Genomic DNA, 20,708 nt, shown 5'->3' with positions numbered 1-20,708 from the left:
ATGTCCGCGACCCCTGCGCTTCGCTACGGGGCAACCTGCGTCGTGGCGGTTGCGGGGTTCGCTGCGGAACTCGCTGCGTTCACTGCGTGAACTCCGCTCAGACAACCGCAGCGAGTCAGATGACGAAGCAGTCCTGTCCTTCGGCAGGACTGCAACCCCGCAACCACCACGCCGCAGGCGCGGCCATACGGGAGTGAACAGCGGGCGCCGAGCATTTGCGGACGTAAAAAAGGGCATGCCTTGCGGCATGCCCTGAAGGCGCATCGTGGGGCGCTCTGTGTTCTTTACTGCGAAGAGATGTTCTTGTCTTTCGCGATCTTGCTCCAGCGCGTGAAGTCGGCGTTCAGGCGCGCCTTCATGGCCGCGCCGTCCTGGTAGGTGGCAATGGCGCCTGCGGCCAGCATCTTCTTTTGCAGCTCGGGCTCGGCCAGGATGAGCTTGAGCTCCTGGTTCAGACGCTGGACCACGGCGGGAGGCGTGTTCAGCGGGGCGATCAGGCCGCCCCAGGTGTCGGCGTCGAAGCCGGGGAAGCCCTGCTCGGCCACCGACTTCACGTTCGGCAGCAGCTGCTTGGCCTTTTGCGAGCTGACGGCAATGGCGCGCAGCTTGCCCGCCTGGATGTGGGGCAGGGCCGCGACCACGTCGGCGAACATCACGGCGATCTGGCCGCCGATCAGGTCGGTCACGGCCGGCGCGCTGCCGCGGTAGGGCACGTGCTGCATGTCGAAGCCGCCCAGGTCCTTGAGCTGCTCCATGGACAGGTGGCCGAAGCTGCCCGTGCCCGAGCTGGTGTAGTTCAGCGCGGGCTTGGCCTTCTTGGCATGCTCGATCAGCTGCTGCAGGTTGGTCACGTCCGGCAGCTCGCGCGGGTTGATGACGATGGCCATGGGCAGGTCATAGACCGTGGCCACGGGCAGGAAGTCCTTGCGCACGTCGTACAGGTTGTTGTTGAACAGCATGGGCGCCAGCAGCGCGGGCATGCCGAACATGGACAGCGAGTAGCCGTCGGGCTGCGACTTGATGAAGGCCGCCGTGCCCACCGAGCCCGAGGCGCCGGGGCGGTTGTCGATGACGATGGTCTGGCCCAGGCGCTCGGTCAGGCGCTGGGCGACGATGCGCGCGGCCGTGTCGGTGGGGCCGCCGGGCGGGAAGGCCACGGTCAGCTTGATCAGCTTGTCGGGCCACTGGCTCTGGGCCCGTGCGGCGGGGGCCAGCGTGGCGATGGCGGTGGCGCAGGCGGCGGAAAGGATCTGGCGGCGCGAGGCCTGGAAGGGGGTGGAAGTCATATGTCTCCTCAAGCGGGAAGGGGTGGAAATGAGAGCCGTGGAGCGGTCTGGGTGGGAACGTCTGCGCGCTCTCAGATGATGTTTTTGGCGCGCAGCGCGGCGCGGGCCTGTTCGTCCAGGCCCAGGCGCTGCTGCAGCACCTCGTCGGTGTGTTCGCCCTGGTGCGGCGGCGGGCGGCGTACGGGCAGGCGCTGGCCGTCCAGCGCATAGGGCGGGGCCAGCACGGACTGGCTGCCGGCTTCGCTGTCCTCGAAGCGGTGCAGCAGGCCGGCGTCGGCCGTGCGCTGCGAGTTCAGGGCCTCGAACAGGCCCAGCACCTCGCCGCAGGGAATCTGCGCGGCCGTCAGGCATTCGAGCAGTTGGGCGCGCGTGAAGCGCAGCAGCTCGGCCTGCACCAGCGGCATCAGCAGATCGCGGTTTGCCGAGCGTGCGGTATTGGTGGCAAAGCGCTCGTCGGCGGCCCACTCGGGCTTGGCGATGACGTCGGTGCAAAAGCGCTGGAACTGGCCGTTGTTGCCCACGGTGATGACCAGCGGGCCATCGGCCGCCTCGAACACGCCGTAGGGCACGATGGACGGATGGGCGTTGCCGAACTTGGGCGGGTCGCCGGCCTTGAGCAAGGCCTCCATGCCGTAGTAGCTGGTGATCATCAGGCCGCAGTCGTACAGGGCCATCTGCACATGGCGACCGCGCCCGCTGCGCTCGCGCTCGTAGAGCGCGGCCAGGATGGCCTGGGCCGAGTACATGCCCGTGAACATGTCCACGGCGGCCACGCCGAACTTCAGCGGGCCCTGGCCCTGCTCGCCGTTCATGGCCATGATGCCGGACTCGCCCTGCACCACCAGGTCGTAGCCGGGCCGCGTGGCCTCGGGGCCGCTGCGCGAGTAGCCCGAGATGGAGCAGTACACCAGGCGCGGGTTCAGCTGCGACAGCTGCTCGTAGCCCAGCCCCAGCTTCTCGGCGCCGCCGACCTTGAAGTTCTGGATGACCACGTCGCTGTCGGCCGCCAGCTCGCGTGCGATGCGCAGGCCCTCTTCGGCCTGCAGGTCCAGCGTGACCGAGCGCTTGTTGCGGTTGGCGCTGTTGAAGTAGGAGGTGTTGCGCTGGCCCACGCGCACGCCCCAGTCGCGCGTGTCGTCGCCGCGGCCCGGGTGCTCGACCTTGACGACATCGGCGCCCAGGTCGGCCAGCGCCATGGCGCACATGGGGCCGGCCAGCACGCGCGAAAGATCCAGGACGCGCACGCCGTCCAGCGGCAGGGAAGAGGGGAGAGCACTCATGCGAAACCTTGTCGAACCACGAAAACCGCAACGGGCCGGTGATGCCCGGGCAGGCCCGCATTCTTCATTCGTTTATGGACTTTGACAATCGTGCTAAAAAATGGACATTGTGTGTACTGAGGTTTGACAATGGATCTGGGCGGACTGTCCCTGCTGGTGGACATCATCGAAGCCGGCAACCTGAGCCGCGCCGCCGTGCGCCTGGGCATGAGCCGCGCCAACGTCAGCCACCGGCTCAACCAGTTCGAGCGCCAGATCGGCCAGCAGCTGCTGCGCCGCACCACGCGCCAGGTCGAGCCCACCGAGCTGGGCCTGCGCCTGTACGCGCATGGACGCGCGATACGCCAGGAAGCCATGGCGGCGGACGAGTCGGTGGACAGCCTGGGCCAGAGCCTGCAGGGCACCGTGCGGCTGAGTGTGCCCAGCGGCTACGGCCAGCTGCAGATGTCGGGCTGGCTGACGGAGTTCATGCGCATGCACCCGGGCATAACGCTGGAGGTGATCTTCGACAACGACATCGAGGACCTGATGCAGGGCGCCGTGGACTTCGCCGTGCGCGTGATGACCGAGCCGCCCGAAAGCCTGGTGGCCTGCAAGCTCGGCGATGTGCTCTACGAGGCCTGCGCCACGCCGCAGTTCCTGGCGCAGCATGGCCATCCCGACTCGCTGCTGGCGCTCAAGCGCGTGCCGCTGATCACCTCGGCGCTCACGGGCCAGAAGCTGCGCACGGCCGGCATGAACGGCGCCCGGCCCACCGAGCTGCGCATACGCCCGCGCCTGATGTCGCCCAACTTCCATTTCCTGCGCGATGCCGTGCTGCAGGGCCTGGGCGTGGCCGTGGTGCCGCGCTACATGGTGGCGGCCGAACTGGCCAGCGGCGCGCTTGAGCGCCTGCCGCTGCCGCCGGGCAGCCTGGACTTTCTGGCCACGCGCCAGTACCTGCTGTACATGCCGTCCCGCTACCAGACGCGGGCCATCACCACGCTGATCGACTTCCTGCGCGAGAAGGCCGAGGCGGAGGGACTCAGAGGCTGAAGATTTTCCCGGGATTCAGGATGTTCTTCGGGTCCAGCGCCTGCTTGATGGAGCGCATCATCTGCACCGCGCCGTCGCCGGCTTCCTCGCGCAGGAAATTCATCTTGTGGATGCCCACGCCATGCTCGCCCGTGCAGGTGCCGCCCAGCGCAATGGAGCGCGACACCAGCTGGTGGTTGAGCTGCTCGGCGCGCGAGCGCTCGTCCTCGTTGTCCGGGTCGATCAGGTAGCCGAAGTGGAAGTTGCCGTCGCCCACGTGGCCGACGAGGAAGTAGGGAATGCCGCTGTCGTCGGCCTCGCGCACCGAGTCCAGCAGCGCATCGGCCAGGCGGCTGATGGGCACGCAGGCGTCGGTGGTGATGCAGCGGCAGCCGGGGCGGCTGGAGACAGCCGCGAAATAGGCGTTGTGGCGGGCCGTGAACAATCGCGTGCGGTCCTCGGGACGCTCGGCCCATTCGAAGGCATTGCCGCCGAACTCGCCCGCAATGTCCTGCACCATCTCGGCCTGCTCCTTCACGCCCGTGGGCGAGCCGTGGAACTCCATCAGCAGCATGGGTTCCTCGCGCAGCGTGAGCTTGCTGTAGGCATTGACCATGCGCACCGAGTTCACGTCCACCAGCTCCACGCGGGCAATCGGCACGCCCATCTGGATGGTCTGGATCACCGTGCGCACGGCGGCCTCGATGCTGGGGAAGGAGCAGATGGCCGCGCTCACGGCCTCGGGCAGCGGGTACAGGCGCACCGTGATCTCGGTGACCACGCCCAGCGTGCCTTCGCTGCCCACGATCAGGCGCGTGAGGTCGTAGCCCGCGCTGCTTTTCTTGGCGCGCGTGCCGGTGCGCATCAGCTCGCCGCTGGCCGTGACCAGTTCCAGCGCCAGCACGTTCTCGCGCATGGTGCCGTAGCGCACGGCATTGGTGCCGCTGGCGCGCGTGGCGGTCATGCCGCCGATGGAGGCATCGGCGCCGGGATCGATGGGGAAGAAGAAGCCCGTGTCCTTGATGGCATCGTTGAGCTGCTTGCGCGTGATGCCGGGCTGCACGGTGACCGTCAGGTCCTCTGTGTTGACCGAGAGAATGCGGTTCATGCGGCTCAGGTCCAGGCTGATGCCGCCCTCGACGGCCAGCAGATGGCCTTCGAGCGAGGAGCCTGCGCCGTAGGGGATGACCGGCACGGCATGCTGGTCGGCCAGCTTCAGCGCGTCCTGCACGTCCTGCGTGCTCTCGGCAAAGACCACGGCCGCAGGCGGGGGCGCCTGGATGGCGCCCTCGTCGCGGCCGTGCTGTTCGCGCACCGCCAAAGCCGTGGAGCACTGGGCGCCGAAACGCTGGGCCAGGGCTTGGAGAAAGGCTTCGGGAATGGGGCGCTGAGCGAAGTCAGGCTGCAGGCGGACGGGGGCGACAGGGGCGTTCATCGGTGTTCTCCAGGGGGAACCGGAAAGAATACCACCGGCCCTGTCGCCCAACCGTGTAGGTCAGCCGCCAGGCATCCGGGTGTCAGCGCGGCTGGACAGCCTTGCTGAATTCATCGCGCGACAGCGATCCGTTCTTGTCGGCATCGATCTGGGCGAAATTGCTGCTCACGGCGGGCAGGGCCTCGGCCTCCTTCTTGCTCAGCTTGCCGTCCCGGTTGGTGTCGGCGCGGTCGAATGCGGCTTGCACCTCGTTGGCGGGGGCGCTTGGGCTGGTTGCTGCAGGCCCAGGTGCAGCCCTGACGCCTGTCGCGGGACCATTGCCCGGACCCAATTCCTGCGCCATGGCAGCAACGCTGCCCAGCGAAATGGCCGCGAACAACATCACGCTGCGGATTTCAAAACCGGAGACTTTGCGCAGTTGAGAGGTCATGTGTCGAACTCCTTGTCGAACGTGGAACATGACTGCATTCCACCTGCTGCAGCGCAGCAGGGCCAGCACTTTTGCCGGCTGTTGCCTGCTACAACATTTGCGTGCCGGCTGTAACGCACAATCAGGTGATGGGCCGTCACGGGTCCTGTTTTTCACCCCGTATCGCCAAGGAGAACCCCATGGGCAACCGTTTGACACAGATCGCCACGCGCACCGGAGACGACGGCAGCACGGGCCTGGGCGACAACACGCGCGTCTCCAAGAACAGCGGCCGCCCGCACGCCATGGGCGATGTGGACGAGCTCAATTCCCACATCGGCCTGCTGCTGTGCGAGGCCCTGCCCGAGGACGTGCGCGAGCTGCTGGTCGATGTGCAGCACCAGCTGTTCAACCTCGGCGGCGAGCTGTCCATTCCCGGCTATGAACTGCTCAAGGACGACGCCCTGCTGCAGCTCGATGAAGCGCTGGCCCACTGCAACGCGCAGCTGCCCCGGCTGCAGGAATTCATCCTGCCGGCCGGCAGCCGCGCAGCGGCCCAGGCCCATGTCTGCCGCACCGTGGCGCGCCGCGCCGAGCGCATGGTGGTGGCGCTGGAGCAGGGCGAGGCCATGCGGCCCGCGCCGCGCCAATACCTGAACCGCCTGTCCGACCTGCTGTTCGTGCTGGCACGCGTGCTCAACCGCATGGATGGCGGCGACGACGTGTACTGGAAAAGCGAGCGGCTGGCGCGCGCGCAGTCCGCTCAAGAGTGACCGTGCTGAGGACGGCCCATGCGCCTGCGCCACATCGAGGTCTTCAATGCCGTCATGCAGACCGGCAGCGTCAGCGCTGCCGCACGGCTGATCAACATCACCCAGCCGGCCGTCAGCCGCACCCTGCAGCATGCGGAGCTGCAGCTGGGCTTTGCGCTGTTCCAGCGCGCACGCGGGCGGCTCACGCCGACCAATGAGGCGCTGGCGCTGTTCCCCCACATCGAGAAGCTGTTCGAGCAGCTCGACGAGGTCCAGCGTCTGGCCGACAACCTGCGCCATGGCCGGGCAGCGGACCGGCTCACCGTGCTCACCGTCTTCGCGCTCAGCCGCGAGGTGCTGCCGCGCGCCGTGGCCGGCTTTCGGCGCCGCCACCCGCAGGTGCAGGTCCATGTGCAGGCACTGCACACGCCCCAGGTGGTCTCGGCCCTGCTGCTGCAGGAGGCCGACGTGGGCTTCGTCATCAGCTCCGTGGGCCAGCCCGCGCTGGAGCATGAGCTGCTGGCCGAGGTGGACATGTTCTGCGTGCTGCCCAAGGGCCTGCTGCCGCCCTCGCGCGTGCGCGAAGAGGGGATGGAGCTCAAGGACCTGGCCGAGCTGCCCGTGGTCGCGCTTGATGCGCGCGACCCGCTGGGCATGCGCCTGGGCCAGGCCTGCCGCGAGCACGGCGTGGGCCTGTCGCCCGTGGTCACCGTGCAGACCTACCACGCGGCCCTGTCCATGGCCGAGTACGGCCTGGGCGCCGCCATCATGGACGGCTGCACCGCCCTGGCCGCCGACCGCCGCAAGGTCCATGTCGTCCCCCTGCTGCCGCGCATCACGGTGGGTGTGAATGCCCTGAGCCTGCCCCAGCGGCCAGGGTCGGTGCTGGCACGGGCAATGACCGAGGAAATGCGCAAGGCCTTGCGCGAGTTGCTGGCTGGTTGAGGCCGTTCATACAAGCATGCCTGCTGGACTGCGGCTGATGCGCCGTGGTCATTGGCACGATCGATTGTCAAATTCAACTGAATTCTCATGATCGATTGATTTGCTAATGAGAATTATTCACAATCATTACCCGGGATCTGACAACTGCATCGTCATGAAGGAGGGTCATGAGAAATTCAGGAGCTTTGCGTCCGCGCTGGCAGGTCGTTGCCTGGGCATGTGCTGCTCTTGCCTTTGCCGGTGGGCTGGCGCTCATCTTTTTTGCCGAACCAGCGTCTGAGGTCAGGCATGCACAGGTGAGCGCAACCAAGCCACCTGCGCAAGCTTCCGAGCCTGCTGCGCCAGCACCTGAAACTCCCGCTCCACCGGCGATCGCTTCCGTACCGGCGCCCCCCACGGCACCTAGAGCCAAGGCGTTTCCTGCCGTTGTCGTGGATGCATCGGCGGAGATTCTGTACAACCGGCTTGCCAGCAGCGAGGTCACGCTGGACCAGGCCGGCGAAGTCGCCAAACTCCACAAGGCATTGGAGCCTTGCTGGATGGCGTCCCTCTATGAGCGCATGGCGCTGCTGGTTCCGCCGGATTCCGACCCCAAGGGGCACGCAATGGCGCAACGGCTGGCCCGGGAGCAGAGGGCCAGTGCGCGCCCTGGCTGCGGACAACTCCCGATGGACGCATACACAAGGGCCGATGAGTGGACTGCCCGGCTCGCGGTGCAGGGAGATCCTCAGAGCATGATGGACTATGGCGGAGCCTACTGGACCCGGGGTCTGGAGCATGCGAGAACGGATCCAGAGCGCCTCGCCGAGTATCGGCGCACCACCCTGATATACCTCAACGCCTTGATCGACCAAGGCTATGTCGATGCGCTGATCTCGATGGCCTCCATCAGAAGTAACCCCACATGGGGGGAGCCGCAGCCTGCCGAGGTGTGGGCATATGTCTATGCCGACGCCAAGGCCAAAGGCAATGTGTCATCGCAAGCAAACCTGCTTCAGAGCATCGACCAACGAGTGCCGCCTGAGGGCCGTCAACGCGCGAGGGATATGGCCCAGGAGTTGCTGAGGAGATGCTGTGGTGGCTAGCCAAATAACTTCGTTGTCACCGCGCCTGCCCCAAACGTGGCGCTCTGTGATCATCATCGCGCTTGCCGCGTTACTCATCGCAGCGAGTTGGCGTGGCGTCTCCGACACCCAGGAAGATCCGCGCGGGTGGAACAACACCGAGATTGCTCGATTCATCCTGGAGACGGTCAACTCGTCCTTGTCGATTGGACGGTGGAAGCCCGGAGATACAGTGACCATCTGTCAAGCAGGATCCAGTAGATGCATTTTGGTGGCCTACATCAATCCGATGTCTCACGATGCCTGGGCCAAAGCAAAAAATGTCGATTCACGCAATCAACCTCCCGATGTCTCGCTATGGGAGCGCTTGATCAAGTGGATTCTGGGTCGAGGAGGTATGCCTCCAACAGGTTCCTTGGAGACCCTCATCGCTGATTGGGGCGAAGTGCCACCCGGGACGGTCACGGTCGAACCACTCCGGCCTGATGACACGCTGACAAAGTGCACTGGTTGCCATGGTTCGGATTGGCAGCAAATAGCCCAGCGGCCGGCATGGGAGCCGTTGCGAAGTGTGGAGGCCAGCGGTTGGCTTGCCTTGATTGGCGCCGCAGCCATGTCGGTGGATGCCCGACATGGCTGGTCCAAGGACGACTGGCAACTCGTACGGAGATTGAGCGGCGACATGACATAGGTGGCTGCGGGACCGGGTTCTACAGATCGTCCGCCTCCATCTGCCCCACCAGCCTCTGCGCCGACCCGAACGCCAGCGTCAGCCCCAGCGCGCCGTGCCCCGTCTGCAGCCACAGGTTGCGCGGACCGCCGCGCTGGCGGCCGGTGAGGGGCAGGCCGGTGGGTGTGGCGGGGCGCATGCCGGTCCAGGGGTGGAGGTTGCCGTCCAGCGGCAGGTCGGCGAAGACCTCCTGCGTGGAGCGGCGCAGGCTGGCGATGCGGCGCGGGTCGGTGCGCGTGTCCCGGCCCACGATCTCCACCATGCCGGCCACGCGCAGGCGTTCGCCGATGCGTGCGAAGACGACCTTGCGTGCGGTGTCGGTGACGCTGACCCGGGGCGCGGCGTGCGGCAGCTGCGCGGCGGCATCGGCGGTGATGCTGTAGCCCTTGAGCGGATAGACGGGAATGCGCAGGCCCAGCTGGCGCGCGTGGACCGCGCTTTCCCAGCCGCTGGCCAGCACGTAGTGGTCGGCGCGCAGCGGCAGCGGGCCTGCGGCGGTGCGCAGGCCGGTGATGGCGTCGCCCTCGCGCTCGAAGCCCTGCAGCTCCACGCCGTAGCGCAGTTCGGCGCCGCGTGCGGTGAGCCGGGCGGCCAGTTGCTCGCACAGCAGGCGGCAGTCGGCTGCGGCCTCGCTGGGCGTGTGCACGGCGCCTGCAATACGTTGCGCGTAGCGGGCGAGCGCGGGTTCGATGCGCGCCACTTCGGCGGCGTTGACGATGCGCTGCGGCGCGCCGCCCAGGCCCGCCTGCAGTGCCACCTGCTGCGCGGCGGCATCCAGCGCCTGCTGGGTGGGGTAGAGCACCAGCTTGCCCGGCGTGTGCAGGTCGCAGGCCAGTGCTTCGTCGGCCTGGAGCGACTCGAAGGCCTGGCGGCTTTCGGCGGCCAGGGCCAGCAGGGCGCGCGTGCCTTCGGCCGAGGCATGGGCATTGCAGGCGCCCAGAAAGCGCAGTCCCCAGGCCCATTGCGCGGGGTCGGCGCGCAGGCGGAAGGCCAGCGGCGAATCCTTTTGCAGCAGCAGGCGGGGCAGCATCTTCCAGATGCCGGGATCGGCCAGCGGCTGCACGTAGGAATAGCTCAGCTGCGCGCCATTGCCGCCGCTGGCGCCCTGGGCGGGGCCCGGTGCGCGGTCCAGCACGGTGATGCGGTGGCCGGCCTGCCGCAGCGCCCAGGCCGTTGCCAGGCCGACGATGCCGGCGCCCACGATGCAGACATGCATTGATCGTTTCTCCATGCATCCGCACTGTAGGCCGCACGCGGCGGGCCGGGCCATGGCATTTGGCACAGTGGGTATGCATGCAGGTTATGGCTGCGGGCCGCTGCCCAGTGCAGGGGGACAGCCCATAACCGGCGGGCATGGACCGGCCCGATATTGTCATTCCGCAAAGGCCGCCGCCCTTCCTACACTGGCCGCACATCCACCAAAGACGAGGAGACAAGCATGCAACTTCACACCACCGCGCTGTGCGCGGCCCTGGCCCTGGGCGGCCTGGCTGCGGCCCATGCCGACACGCTGGCCAAGGTGCGCGACAGCGGCCGCATCACGCTGGCCTACCGCGAGTCCTCCGTGCCCTTCAGCTACCTGGACAACGGCAAGCCCATCGGCATGACGGTGGAGATGTCCCAGGCCGTGGCCGAGGCCGTGAAGAAAGCGGTGAACCGACCCGATCTCAAGGTGCAGTGGCAGGCCGTGACCTCGCAGAACCGCATGCCGCTGCTGGCCAACGGCACCATCGACCTGGAATGCGGATCGACCACCAACAACACGGTGCGCGGCAAGGAGGTGGCCTTTGCCATCAACCATTTCTACACGGGCACGCGGCTGTTGGTGAAGAAGAGCTCGGGCATCAAAAACTACGCCGACCTCAAGGACAAGACCGTGGCCATCACCACGGGAACCACCAACCTGCAGGTGCTGCGCAAGGCCAATGCCGACAAGGCCTGGGGCATGAACATCGTCATGGCCAAGGACCATGCGGACGGCTTCCTGCTGGTGGAGAACGACCGCGCCGCGGCCTTCGGCATGGACGACATCCTGCTCTTCGGCCTGATCCCCACGGCCAAGAACCCCGGGGACTTCGAGGTGGTGGCCGACTCGCTGCAGGTCGAGCCCTATGCCTGCATGCTGCGCAAGGACGATGCCCAGTTCAAGCAGCTGGTCGATGGCGTGATCGGCGACATGATGAAGTCAGGCGCGTTCGCCAGGCTGTATGACAAGTGGTTCATGCAGCCCATTGCCCCGAGGAACGTGGCCCTGGGCCTGCCGATGAGCGAGCAATTGCAGAAAAACCTGCAGGACCTCAGCGACAAACCTGCTTTTTGATTTCGGATCGCAGCATGCAGCAGCAGCTTCAGCCCCCGCGCGCGGTGGGCATTCTCGGGGGCATGGGCCCGGCCGCAGGCGCGGATTTCGTGCGCCTGTTCGTGCAGGCCTGCACGGCGCACCTGCAGCAGCAGGGCCTGCCCGTGCATGACCAGGCCTATCCTGAGCACTGGCTGGTGCAGCTGCCCATGCCCGATCGCAGCGCGGCGCTGCGCGCGGACCCGCAGTCGCCCACGGGGCCGGCCCAGCACCTGCTGCAGGGCGTGGGCCGCATGGCGGCGCTGGGCGTGCGCAGCGTGGCCCTGGCCTGCAACACGGCCCATGCCTGGCATGGGCAGCTGCAGGCGCTTTTTCCGCAGCTGCATGTACTGCACATCGCGCGCCAGGCCGCCCTGCACCTGCAGGCCGGCGGCGCGCAGCAGGCCATCGTGCTGGCCACGCAGGGCACCTATGGCAGCGGCCTGTACGACGCGGCACTGGCCGAGTGCGGCATCACCGCGCTGCAGCCCGATGCGCAGGGCCGCGCGCGGCTTATGCAGGGCATCTACGACGGCGTCAAGCAGGGCGACATGGACCTGGCCGCGCGCTGCTTCGGCGAGGTGCTGGCGCCGCTGCTGCAGCGCCATGGCGATGTGCCCGTGATCATGGGCTGCACCGAGATCCCGCTGGCCCTGCCGCAGTCGCCGCTGGCGCGTGGCGCCAAGCTGGTGGACCCGGCCTGGATACTGGCCCAGGCCCTGGTCGGCGATGCCTATGGACAGGTCCGAACTCCAGCGCATTAGTTTTTCAAGGTGTTGCGCGCCATTCAATAACTGCCTAGGAACCTGGCGCGGCTCAACTCAGGGACACCGAGGAAGGGCCGCCCCGCACCGAGGGTGTCGTCCCCCTTCGGGGGGAAGGCGCGAAGCGACTCAGGGGGGGTCAATAAGTCTCGAGGTGCAGCCGGCCTTCGCGCTTGAGGCGCGCGCCGACCTGTTCCCAGTCCAGCCCGGCTTGCTGCGCCACGTCGCGCAGTGCCAGCACCACGCCTTCCTCCATGCTCTTGAGCCCGCAGACGTAGAAGTGCGCGTTGTCGTCGCGCAGCAGGGCCGCCAGGTCGGCCGCACGTTCGCGCAGCAGGTCCTGCACGTAGCGCCGGGGCTGGCCGGCCACGCGCGAGAAGGCCAGGTTGTTGTCGATGAAGTCGCGCGGCAGGCTTTGCAGCGGGCCGAAGTAGGGCAGCTCCTGCGGCGTGCGTGCGCCGAAGAACAGCATGAGCTTGCCGCCTTCGAACCTGCCGCTCTTGCGCAGCCGCCTGCGCCATTCGGTCATGGCGCGCATGGGGGCGCTGCCCGTGCCCGTGCAGATCATCACGATGTGCGAGCGGGGATGGTTGGGCATCAGGAACGACTGGCCGAACGGGCCTATGACCTGGACCCTGTCGCCTATGCGTGCGTCGCACAGGTAGTTGCTGGCCACGCCGCGCACGGGGCGGCCCTGGTGATCCTGGGTGACGCGTTTCACGGTCAGCGCCAGGTTGTTGTAGCCGGGCCGCTCGCCATTGCGCGCACTGGCCACCGAGTACTGGCGCGCCACATGCGGGCGGCCCTGGGCATCGGTGCCGGGCGCGATGACGGCGATGGACTGGCCTTCGAGCACGGGGAACGGCTGGCTGCCGAAGTCCAGCACGATGTGGTGGGTCTCGCTGTCGAAGCCCGCCTCCGTGCAGTTGAGGTTGCCGACCACGGTGGCCGTGACGGGGCTCCTGGGGCCATGCAGGTTGGTGTACGGATGGGCGGCCGACCAGGGCGGCACGGTGGCGCCGTAGCTGGCGCTGCGCAACACCTGGGTATCGGCCTGGTCATCGGGCCGGGCCCCATCCGCACTGCGCGTGGCGGCCGCCGCGATCACGGCCTGGCTCAGGTCCTCGGCGGCAGGTGCGTCCCCTGTGTCCTGTGCCTGGACCAGCGCCTGGACCAGCGCTTCAGGCGGCAGCTCCTCGGGCAGCTCGTCCCAGAGCAGCTGCTCGGCCACGGGATAGGCGCTTGCCAGCGGCACCTTGCGCCAGTTGTCGATGGCGCCCGTGGGGCAGGGCGAGACGCAGTCCATGCAGCCGTTGCACTGCTCGGCCAGTACCACGTAGTTGCGGTCATCGTGCGTGATGGCGCCCACGGGGCAGGTGGCCTCGCAGGTGTTGCAGCGTATGCAGATCTCCGGGTCGATCAGGTGCTGCGTGAGGATGCCGTGTTCTACCAAGGCGACTGTCATGGGCGACTCCCTGCTGGCGCGGCGCTTCAGTTGAAGCGCACGTATTCGAAATCCACGGGCTGGCGGTTGATGCCCATGACCGGCGGCGCGATCCAGCCCGCGAACTGGCCCGGCTCCACGCAGCGGCCCATGAGCGAGGCGACGAAGGCGCGGTCGGCGTCCGTGGGCAGCCATTCGCCCTCGCGCATGCGCCATTCCTGCTCGCTGACCACGCGGCCGTCGGGGCTCATGCGCACGCCCGCCAGCGCGCCGATCTGGCGGTTGAAGGCCTTGTGCGGCACGGTGAGGCGGAAATCGATGCCGGCCTTTTCCATGACCTTGTTCCAGCGGCCAACACCCGCGTTGGAGTCCTTGATGTAGTCGTCGCGCAGCACCTCGTTGAGCGCGTTGAGCATGGGCACTTCCTTTTCCTGCAGCCTGCCGTCCACCACTTCCAGCACCTTGTAGTGCTGGTCGTGCAGGCGGTGGTCGTCCGCGCGCTTGCCTTCCTCGTAGCGGCCCTTGAGGCCGCTGCTGTAGAAGGTGGCGGCATTGCTGGACTGGTCGGCGCCGAACAGGTCGATGGTCACGCTGTAGTGGAAGTTCAGGTAGCGCTGCAGCGTGGGCAGGTCGATCACGCCGGCCGCGCGCAGGCGGCCCACGTCGTCGGTGCGCAGCTCGTTCATGACCTGGCAGGTGCGCTGCAGCACGCGCGAGACGCCGGACTCGCCCACGAACATGTGGTGGGCCTCCTCGGTCAGCATGAATTTGGTGGTGCGCGCCAGCGGGTCGAAGGCGCTCTCGGCCAGCGCGGCCAGCTGGAACTTGCCGTCGCGGTCGGTGAAGTAGGTGAACATGAAGAAGGACAGCCAGTCGGGTGTCTTCTCGTTGAAGGCGCCCAGGATGCGCGGGTTGTTCTCGTCGCCGGACTGGCGTTCCAGCAGGGCCTCGGCCTCCTCGCGGCCGTCGCGGCCGAAGTGCTTGTGCAGCAGGTAGACCATGGCCCACAGGTGGCGGCCTTCCTCCACGTTGACCTGGAACAGGTTGCGCAGGTCGTACATGGACGGCGCGGTCAGGCCCAGGTGGCGCTGCTGCTCCACCGAGGCGGGCTCGGTATCGCCCTGGGTGACGATGATGCGGCGCAGGTTGGCGCGGTGCTCGCCGGGCACGTCCTGCCAGGCCTTCTCGCCCAGGTGGTCGCCGAAGTGGATGCTGCGGTCGGCCTCGGCCGGGTTCAGGAAGATGCCCCAGCGGTAGTCGCGCATCTTCACGTGGCCGAACTGGGCCCAGCCCTGCGGGTCCACGCTGATGGCGGTGCGCAGGTAGACGTCGTAGTCGGTGGAGCCTTCGGGGCCCACGTCGCCCCACCAGTTCAGGAAGTTGGGCTGCCAGCTCTCCAGCGCGCGCTGCAGGGTGCGGTCTTCGCCGAGGTTGACGTTGTTGGGGATCTTCTCGCTGTAGTTGATGGCGCTCATGGTGGGGTCTCCGTGGATGTTTCGGGGCGTGCCTGCGGTCAGACGCGGTTGAAGTCGAAGCCGGCCTTCTGGCCCGTGCCGTAGAGCTTGAGAGCGCCCTTGTCGCCCACGGCATTGGGGCGGTTGAAGATCCAGTTCTGCCAGGCCGACAGGCGCCCGAAGATGCGCGTGACCATGTTCTCGCGGCTGGCAAAGCGCAGGTTGGCCTCCAGGCCCGTGAGCGCATCGGGCGACATGGCGGCGCGCTCTTCCATGGCGATGCGGATCTCGTCGTCCCAGTCGATGTCGTCGGGCGCGGCCGTGACCAGGCCCAGGGCCAGGGCCTGGTCGCCGTCCAGCGCGCGGCCCGTGGCGGCACGCGCGGCTTCCAGCGGTGCGGCTTCCTCGTAGAAGCGGCGCTGCAGGCGCGACTGGTCGTTGACCAGGGGCAGCAGGCCGAAATTGAATTCGTCCAGCTGGATGCGCGGGGCGCGCTCGGTGTCATCGGGCAGCACCAGCATGTAGGCGCGGTCGGCCGCGAAGGCCAGCTCGGCCAGCATGCCCACGAAGCAGGAGCCGGGCTCGATCAGCGCGAACAGCGTGCGCGAGGACACATCCAGCCGCGCAAAGCTGCGGCGCAGCAGGCCCAGCGTCTCGCGCGCCAGCCAGTGGTCCTGGTGGGCGAGCAGGGCGGCGTCTGCGGCCAGCACGGCGGCGGCATCGCCTTCGGTCTTGAGCAGCCAGGTGCCCACGTCCAGCTCGTTGGTGCGCAGGTGCAGGATGGCGTCGTCCAGCTCGCGGCCCATGGCCAGCGGCCACCAGGCGTCCCCGGCCTGCTCGATGGCTTCGAGGGTGGCCGGCTGCGGGCCTTGCCCAAGCGTGGGCGCCTTCACGGTCAGCGTGGCGCTGCGGCGCGCGCGGTCGATCTGCACGCTGACATGGCGGTAGTGCAGTGCGTCGTCCGTGGCTTCGCGTTCCAGGCGCGTGAGCGTGATGCCCTGCGCATTGGCAGGGCGCGTGCTGCCTTCGGCCAGGCGCTGCGCGCGCTGGGCCACCACGGCGTCGAACTGCGCGGGCTTGGCCACGGCATCGACCAGGCGCCAGTCCACGGCGCGCTGGCCGCGCACGCCTTCGACGCTGGTGCAGAAGATGTCGGCCAGGTCATGGCGCACATGGCGCTTGTCGGTCACGCGCGTGAGGCCGCCCGTGCCGGGCAGCACGCCCAGCAGCGGCACCTCGGGCAGGGAGACGGAGGAGGAGCGGTCGTCGATCAGCACGATGTCGTCGCAGGCCAGGGCCAGCTCGTAGCCGCCGCCCGCGCAGGCCCCGTTGACGGCGGCCAGGAACTTCAGGCCCGAGTGGCGCGAACTGTCCTCGATGCCGTTGCGCGTCTCGTTCGTGAACTTGCAGAAGTTCACCTTCCAGGCATGGCTGGACACGCCCAGCATGAAGATGTTGGCGCCCGAGCAGAAGATGCGGTCGCGCCCGCTGGTGACGATGACGGTGCGCACCTGCGGATGCTCGAAGCGGATGCGGTTGAGCGCGTCGTGCAGCTCGATGTCCACGCCCAGGTCGTAGCTGTTGAGCTTGAGCTTGTAGCCGGGCCGTATGCCGCCGTCCTCGGCGATGTTCAGCTGCATGCGGGCGATGGCGCCCTCGACGGTGAACGACCAGTGGCGGTACTGGGCGGGCTCGGTGCGGTAATCGACAGTGGGGCTGGACGGGTGCATGGACGGCCTCTTGGATGAAAAATAGTGCAGTCGCAGATGCGGTGCAGGCACAATTATGCAGATTCATACAGAAAATGCACGTAGCAACACGCACGATAGTGCGTGTTTTGACCATATCCAGGGTAAACACCAGCCAGCACAGGCGAAAAAAATCCAGGCCTGGGGCCTGGATGCCGTGGGTTGCTGCCGCCGTCTCAGCGTGCGGGCAGGAACAGTGCCTTCAACTGATCGAAGCTCTGCTCCAGCGTCTGGCCGCTGGTATCCACCACGTGGTCGGCCTTGGCGTAGAAGCCGGCGCGGCCTTCGAGGATGCTGCGCAGATCGTCCATGGCCTCGGGATTGGCGGCCATGGGGCGGGTGTCGCCCTGGGCCACGACGCGGGCCATGTGCTCCTCGGGCTGGGCCTTGAGCCAGACCGTGGTGCAGTGCGACAGCAGCTCGTTGAAGGTGGCTGGGTCGGAGACGATGCCGCCCGGCGTGGCGATGACCACGTCGCTGTAGATCTGCACGGCCTCCTCCAGCGCACGGCGCTCGTAGCGGCGGTAGGCGTTGGCACCGTACAGGTCGTGGATGGCGCGCACGCTGCAGCCCGCAATGCGCTCGATTTCCTGGTTGAGTTCGAGGAAGGGCACGCCCAGCTGCTCGGCCAGCATGCGGCCCAGCGTGGACTTGCCCGCGCCGCGCAGTCCGATCAGGGCGATGCGCGTGTGGCGCTGACGGTCGCTGGGCGCCGTGCCCAGCAGCTCGCCTGCGGCCAGGCGCACGCGGCGCAGGGCCTCTTCATCGCGGCCTTCCAGCAGCTCGCGGATCAGCAGCCATTCGGCGCTGGTGGTGGTCACGTCGCCCAGCAACTCGGCCATGGAGCATTGCAGGGCCTGTGCAATATGGTGCAGGACCAGCACCGACACATTGCCCGTGCCGTATTCGAGGTTGGCCAGGTGGCGCTCCGAGACATCGGCCGCCGCCGCCAGGGCGCGCCGCGTCATGCCCCGGCGCGAGCGCAGGCTGCGCACACGCTCGCCCAGCGCCTGCAGCACCTGGTTCCTGGGGGCTTCTGAGAGGGAATCCGCCGCCCCGGCGGACTGGGCTGCCGTCTCGAACTGGTCCATAGAGTTTCCTTGAAGAGGGCGTGAATGATAAACAGTCGGGGTTAACACCAGCCATGCAATATAGTGCTTGACGCTCGGTGGTGTTCTAACTATCTTTTCGGTGCACGCACAATATTGCATGTTGTGCGGAAGATCACAAGTCGGGCCGGATGCCCGATGTCGAAGGAGACCCCGATGATCGACTTCACCCAGCCCTTCAATTTCGCCGCGCACCTGTTCGCGCTCAATGAGGGGCGGCCCGGCAAGATCGCCTACATCGACGACCACGGCACGCTGAGCTACGGCCAGCTGCAGCAGCAGGCGCAGCGCATGGCCAGCGGCCTGCTGGCGGCGGGCATCCACCGCGAGGAGCGCGTGCTGCTGCTCATGCACGACCGCCATGAATGGGCCGTGGCCTTTCTGGGCGCACTGTATGCGGGCGTGGTGCCGGTGGCGGTGAACACCTTGCTCACGGCCGACGACTACGCCTACATGCTGGGCCACAGCCGCGCCCAGGCCGTGCTGACCTGCGATGCGCTGCTGCCCCTGCTGCGCCAGGCGCTGGACCGGGCGCCCAACGAGGTGCGCCATGTCTGGGTGGCCGGCGACGAAGCGGCGGCGCGCGCCGCAGGCTTCGCGCCCCTGCAGCCCTGGCTGGCGGCGCAGCCGCCGCTGCCCGCACCGGCGCCCACGCTGGGCGATGACCCGGGCTTCTGGCTGTATTCCTCGGGCTCCACGGGCAAGCCCAAGGGCGCGGTCCACACGCATGCCAATCCGTACTGGACGGCGCAGCTGTATGGCACGCCGGTGCTGGGCCTGGGCGAGGGCGACATCTGCTTTTCCGCCGCCAAGCTCTACTTCGCCTATGGCCTGGGCAATGCCCTGAGCTTTCCGCTGAGCGTGGGCGCCACCGTGCTGCTGATGGCCGAGCGGCCCACGCCCGAGGCCACCTTCGCGCGCTGGGTGCAGCACCGGCCCACGGTGTTCTTCGGCGCGCCCACGGGTTTTGCGGGCATGCTGGCCTCGCCGCTGCTGCCCGCACGCGAGCAGGTCAGCCTGCGCATGTGCTCCTCGGCCGGCGAGGCGCTGCCGGCCGAGATCGCCCAGCGCTTCAAGGCGCATTTCGGCGCCGACATCGTGGACGGCATCGGCTCCACCGAGATGCTGCACATCTTCCTGTCCAACCGGCCCGGCGACATCCGCTACGGCACCACGGGCAAGCCCGTGGACGGCTACCGCGTGGAACTGCGCGGCGAGGACGGCCGCCCCGTGGCCGATGGCGAGGTGGGCGACCTGTTCATCCAGGGCCCCAGCGCCGCCCTCATGTACTGGGGCAACCGCGACAAGACGCGCGAGACCTTCCAGGGCGGCTGGCTCAAGAGCGGCGACAAGTACGTGCGCGACGCCGATGGCTACTACACCTATGCCGGGCGCAGCGACGACATGCTCAAGGTCAGCGGCATCTATGTCTCGCCCTTCGAGGTCGAGGCCACGCTGATGCAGCACCCGGCCGTGCTGGAGGCCGCCGTGATCGGCAAGACCGACGCCGACGGCCTGCTCAAGACCAAGTCCTTCGTCGTGCTCAAGGACGGCTGCAGCGCCACCGAGGCTGAACTCAAGGCCTTCGTGAAGCAGCGCCTGGCCGCCTACAAGTACCCGCGCTTCATCGAGTTCGTGGACGAACTTCCCAAGACCGCCACCGGAAAGATCCAGCGTTTCCGCCTGCGTGAACGCGAGGCCAGCGTCGGCTGAACAGCCCCTTCCGATTCCCCTGACAAAAGCAAGACCCATCCACCACAAGGAGACACGCATGAACACCGATCGCAAACACTGGGCCGTCCTCGCCCTGACGGCCTCCCTGTCCTGCGGCGCATATGCGCAGGACAGGATCAAGGTCGGCTTCATGCTGCCTTACAGCGGCACCTATGCGGCGCTGGGCTCGGCAATAGAAAACGGCTTTCGCATGTTCGTGAATGAGCAGGGCGGCAGGCTGGGCGGGCGCGAGATCGAGTTCTTCAAGGTCGATGACGAGTCCGATCCGGCCAAGGCCACGGACAACGTCAACCGCCTGATCAAGCGCGACAAGGTCGATGTGCTGGTGGGCACCGTGCATTCGGGCGTGGCCATGGCCATGGCGCGCGCGGCCAAGGAAAGCGGCACCGTGCTCATCGTGCCCAATGCGGGCGCCGATGCGGTCACGGGCGCCATGTGCGCGCCCAACATCTTCCGTTCGTCCTTCTCCAACTGGCAGTCCTCCTATCCCATGGGCGTGGTGGCGGCCAGGCAGGAAGGCAGGAAAACCGCCATGACCATCACCTGGAAATACGCGGCCGGCGAGGAGATGACCAATGCCTTCAAGGAAGGCTTCGAGAAGGAGGGCGGCAAGGTCAGCAAGCAGCTCACCGTGCCCTTTCCCAACGTGGAGTTCCAGGCCCTGCTGACCGAGATCGCGGCGGCCAGGCCCGATGCGGTGTTTGCCTTCTTCGCGGGCGCGGGCGCCGTCAAGTTCGTCAAGGACTACCACGCGGCCGGCCTGCACAAGACCATCCCGCTGTACGGCTCGGGCTTTCTGACCGACGGCACGCTGGAGGCCCAGGGCGAGGCCGCCCAGGGCGTGCTGACCACGCTGCACTACGCCGACGAACTGGGCACGGAGCGCGACCGGCGCTTTCGCTCCGCCTATGCCCAGGCCTACAAGCTGATGCCCGATGTGTATGCCGTGCAGGGCTACGACGCCGCCCAGATGCTGGGCGTGGGCCTGAAGGCGGCGGGCGGCGACATCGCGAAGAAGGCCGAGTTCCGCCAGGCCATCGAGAAGGCCACCATCCCCAGCCCGCGCGGTGACTTCACCATCAGCAAGTCGCACAACCCCGTGCAGGACATGTACCTGCGCAAGGTCGTGGGCAAGGAGAACCAGCGCATGGGCGTGGCCATCAAGGCCCTGGGCGATACCGGCCGCGGCTGCCGCATGTGAG

General features: G+C 67.5%; 18 protein-coding genes. 9 read left to right on the top strand and 9 right to left on the bottom strand.

All coding sequences use genetic code 11. The features are described from left to right. Positions 1-284: 284 nt before the first annotated feature. Positions 285-1,286, bottom strand: a complete 1,002-nt coding sequence (locus tag ACF8ME_RS08280; RefSeq protein WP_013799975.1) for a tripartite tricarboxylate transporter substrate binding protein — start codon at positions 1,284-1,286, stop codon at positions 285-287. A gap of 71 nt (positions 1,287-1,357) precedes the next feature. Further along, positions 1,358-2,566: a CaiB/BaiF CoA-transferase family protein gene (locus ACF8ME_RS08275; RefSeq protein WP_013799976.1), complete on the bottom strand. Its 1,209-nt coding sequence runs from the start codon at positions 2,564-2,566 to the stop codon at positions 1,358-1,360. A gap of 129 nt (positions 2,567-2,695) precedes the next feature. Here ACF8ME_RS08275 and ACF8ME_RS08270 point away from each other — a divergent pair, with 129 nt between their 5' ends. Further along, entirely contained in the window at positions 2,696-3,601 is a 906-nt protein-coding gene (locus ACF8ME_RS08270; RefSeq protein ID WP_252651939.1) for a LysR family transcriptional regulator, read from the top strand. Here ACF8ME_RS08270 and ACF8ME_RS08265 read toward each other — a convergent pair. Together ACF8ME_RS08265 and ACF8ME_RS08260 are read right to left on the bottom strand one after the other, a co-directional pair. Beyond that, the gene (locus tag ACF8ME_RS08265) at positions 3,591-5,015 is read right to left on the bottom strand and encodes an FAD-binding oxidoreductase (RefSeq protein ID WP_203400195.1); all 1,425 of its coding nucleotides are present in this window, start codon (positions 5,013-5,015) and stop codon (positions 3,591-3,593) included. The genes ACF8ME_RS08270 and ACF8ME_RS08265 overlap by 11 nt on opposite strands. An 82-nt stretch (positions 5,016-5,097) precedes the next feature. Continuing rightward, on the bottom strand, positions 5,098-5,445 hold the full coding sequence (locus ACF8ME_RS08260) for an EF-hand domain-containing protein (protein WP_151020680.1): 348 nt from the start codon (positions 5,443-5,445) through the stop codon (positions 5,098-5,100). A gap of 179 nt (positions 5,446-5,624) precedes the next feature. Between ACF8ME_RS08260 and ACF8ME_RS08255 the strand changes: the two genes are divergently transcribed. From ACF8ME_RS08255 to ACF8ME_RS08240, 4 genes are all read left to right on the top strand, one after another. After that, a complete protein-coding gene (locus ACF8ME_RS08255; RefSeq protein WP_392416021.1) occupies positions 5,625-6,197 on the top strand; it encodes a cob(I)yrinic acid a,c-diamide adenosyltransferase in 573 nt (190 codons plus the stop codon). A gap of 18 nt (positions 6,198-6,215) precedes the next feature. Further along, positions 6,216-7,121 (top strand): LysR substrate-binding domain-containing protein, encoded by a 906-nt coding sequence (locus ACF8ME_RS08250; protein WP_016452275.1) that lies wholly within the window; start codon positions 6,216-6,218, stop codon positions 7,119-7,121. Positions 7,122-7,288: 167 nt separating this feature from the next. After that, complete coding sequence (locus ACF8ME_RS08245) at positions 7,289-8,206, top strand: hypothetical protein (protein WP_392416018.1); 918 nt, start codon at positions 7,289-7,291, stop codon at positions 8,204-8,206. A 46-nt stretch (positions 8,207-8,252) separates the two neighbouring features. Beyond that, entirely contained in the window at positions 8,253-8,876 is a 624-nt protein-coding gene (locus ACF8ME_RS08240) for a hypothetical protein (protein ID WP_392416016.1), read from the top strand. Between the two features lie 19 nt (positions 8,877-8,895). Here the strand turns inward: ACF8ME_RS08240 and ACF8ME_RS08235 are convergent, their stop codons facing one another. Continuing rightward, the gene (locus ACF8ME_RS08235) at positions 8,896-10,131 is read right to left on the bottom strand and encodes a D-amino acid dehydrogenase (protein WP_392416026.1); all 1,236 of its coding nucleotides are present in this window, start codon (positions 10,129-10,131) and stop codon (positions 8,896-8,898) included. A gap of 222 nt (positions 10,132-10,353) precedes the next feature. On the opposite strand from ACF8ME_RS08235, the gene ACF8ME_RS08230 reads away from it, so the two are divergent. Then, a complete protein-coding gene (locus ACF8ME_RS08230; protein ID WP_016447309.1) occupies positions 10,354-11,235 on the top strand; it encodes an amino acid ABC transporter substrate-binding protein in 882 nt (293 codons plus the stop codon). 14 nt (positions 11,236-11,249) lie between these two features. Beyond that, positions 11,250-12,017 carry an aspartate/glutamate racemase family protein gene (locus ACF8ME_RS08225; protein WP_392416015.1) on the top strand — a complete coding sequence of 256 codons (768 nt, stop codon included), beginning with the start codon at positions 11,250-11,252 and terminating at the stop codon, positions 12,015-12,017. 139 nt (positions 12,018-12,156) lie between these two features. On the opposite strand, the gene boxA is transcribed toward ACF8ME_RS08225, so the two are convergent. From boxA to ACF8ME_RS08205, 4 genes are all read right to left on the bottom strand, one after another. Beyond that, complete coding sequence (gene boxA / locus ACF8ME_RS08220) at positions 12,157-13,482, bottom strand: benzoyl-CoA 2,3-epoxidase subunit BoxA (protein ID WP_392416013.1); 1,326 nt, start codon at positions 13,480-13,482, stop codon at positions 12,157-12,159. 26 nt (positions 13,483-13,508) lie between these two features. Further along, on the bottom strand, positions 13,509-14,936 hold the full coding sequence (gene boxB / locus ACF8ME_RS08215; RefSeq protein WP_392416011.1) for a benzoyl-CoA 2,3-epoxidase subunit BoxB: 1,428 nt from the start codon (positions 14,934-14,936) through the stop codon (positions 13,509-13,511). Between the two features lie 38 nt (positions 14,937-14,974). Then, positions 14,975-16,645, bottom strand: a complete 1,671-nt coding sequence (boxC, locus tag ACF8ME_RS08210) for a 2,3-epoxybenzoyl-CoA dihydrolase (RefSeq protein ID WP_046238977.1) — start codon at positions 16,643-16,645, stop codon at positions 14,975-14,977. A gap of 194 nt (positions 16,646-16,839) precedes the next feature. After that, a complete protein-coding gene (locus ACF8ME_RS08205) occupies positions 16,840-17,754 on the bottom strand; it encodes a helix-turn-helix transcriptional regulator (RefSeq protein ID WP_034397548.1) in 915 nt (304 codons plus the stop codon). Positions 17,755-17,928: 174 nt separating this feature from the next. On the opposite strand from ACF8ME_RS08205, the gene ACF8ME_RS08200 reads away from it, so the two are divergent. Both ACF8ME_RS08200 and ACF8ME_RS08195 read left to right on the top strand, forming a co-directional pair. Further along, positions 17,929-19,485, top strand: a complete 1,557-nt coding sequence (locus ACF8ME_RS08200) for a benzoate-CoA ligase family protein (protein ID WP_096914453.1) — start codon at positions 17,929-17,931, stop codon at positions 19,483-19,485. Positions 19,486-19,543: 58 nt separating this feature from the next. Beyond that, positions 19,544-20,707 carry an ABC transporter substrate-binding protein gene (locus tag ACF8ME_RS08195; RefSeq protein WP_013799988.1) on the top strand — a complete coding sequence of 388 codons (1,164 nt, stop codon included), beginning with the start codon at positions 19,544-19,546 and terminating at the stop codon, positions 20,705-20,707. Position 20,708: the final 1 nt, after the last annotated feature.

Origin of the sequence: Delftia sp. WSY_7 (assembly GCF_043104845.1) — a bacterium.
Taxonomy (GTDB): Bacteria; Pseudomonadota; Gammaproteobacteria; order Burkholderiales; family Burkholderiaceae_C; genus Comamonas; species Comamonas tsuruhatensis.
This window is presented reverse-complemented; position numbering and strand designations above follow the sequence as displayed.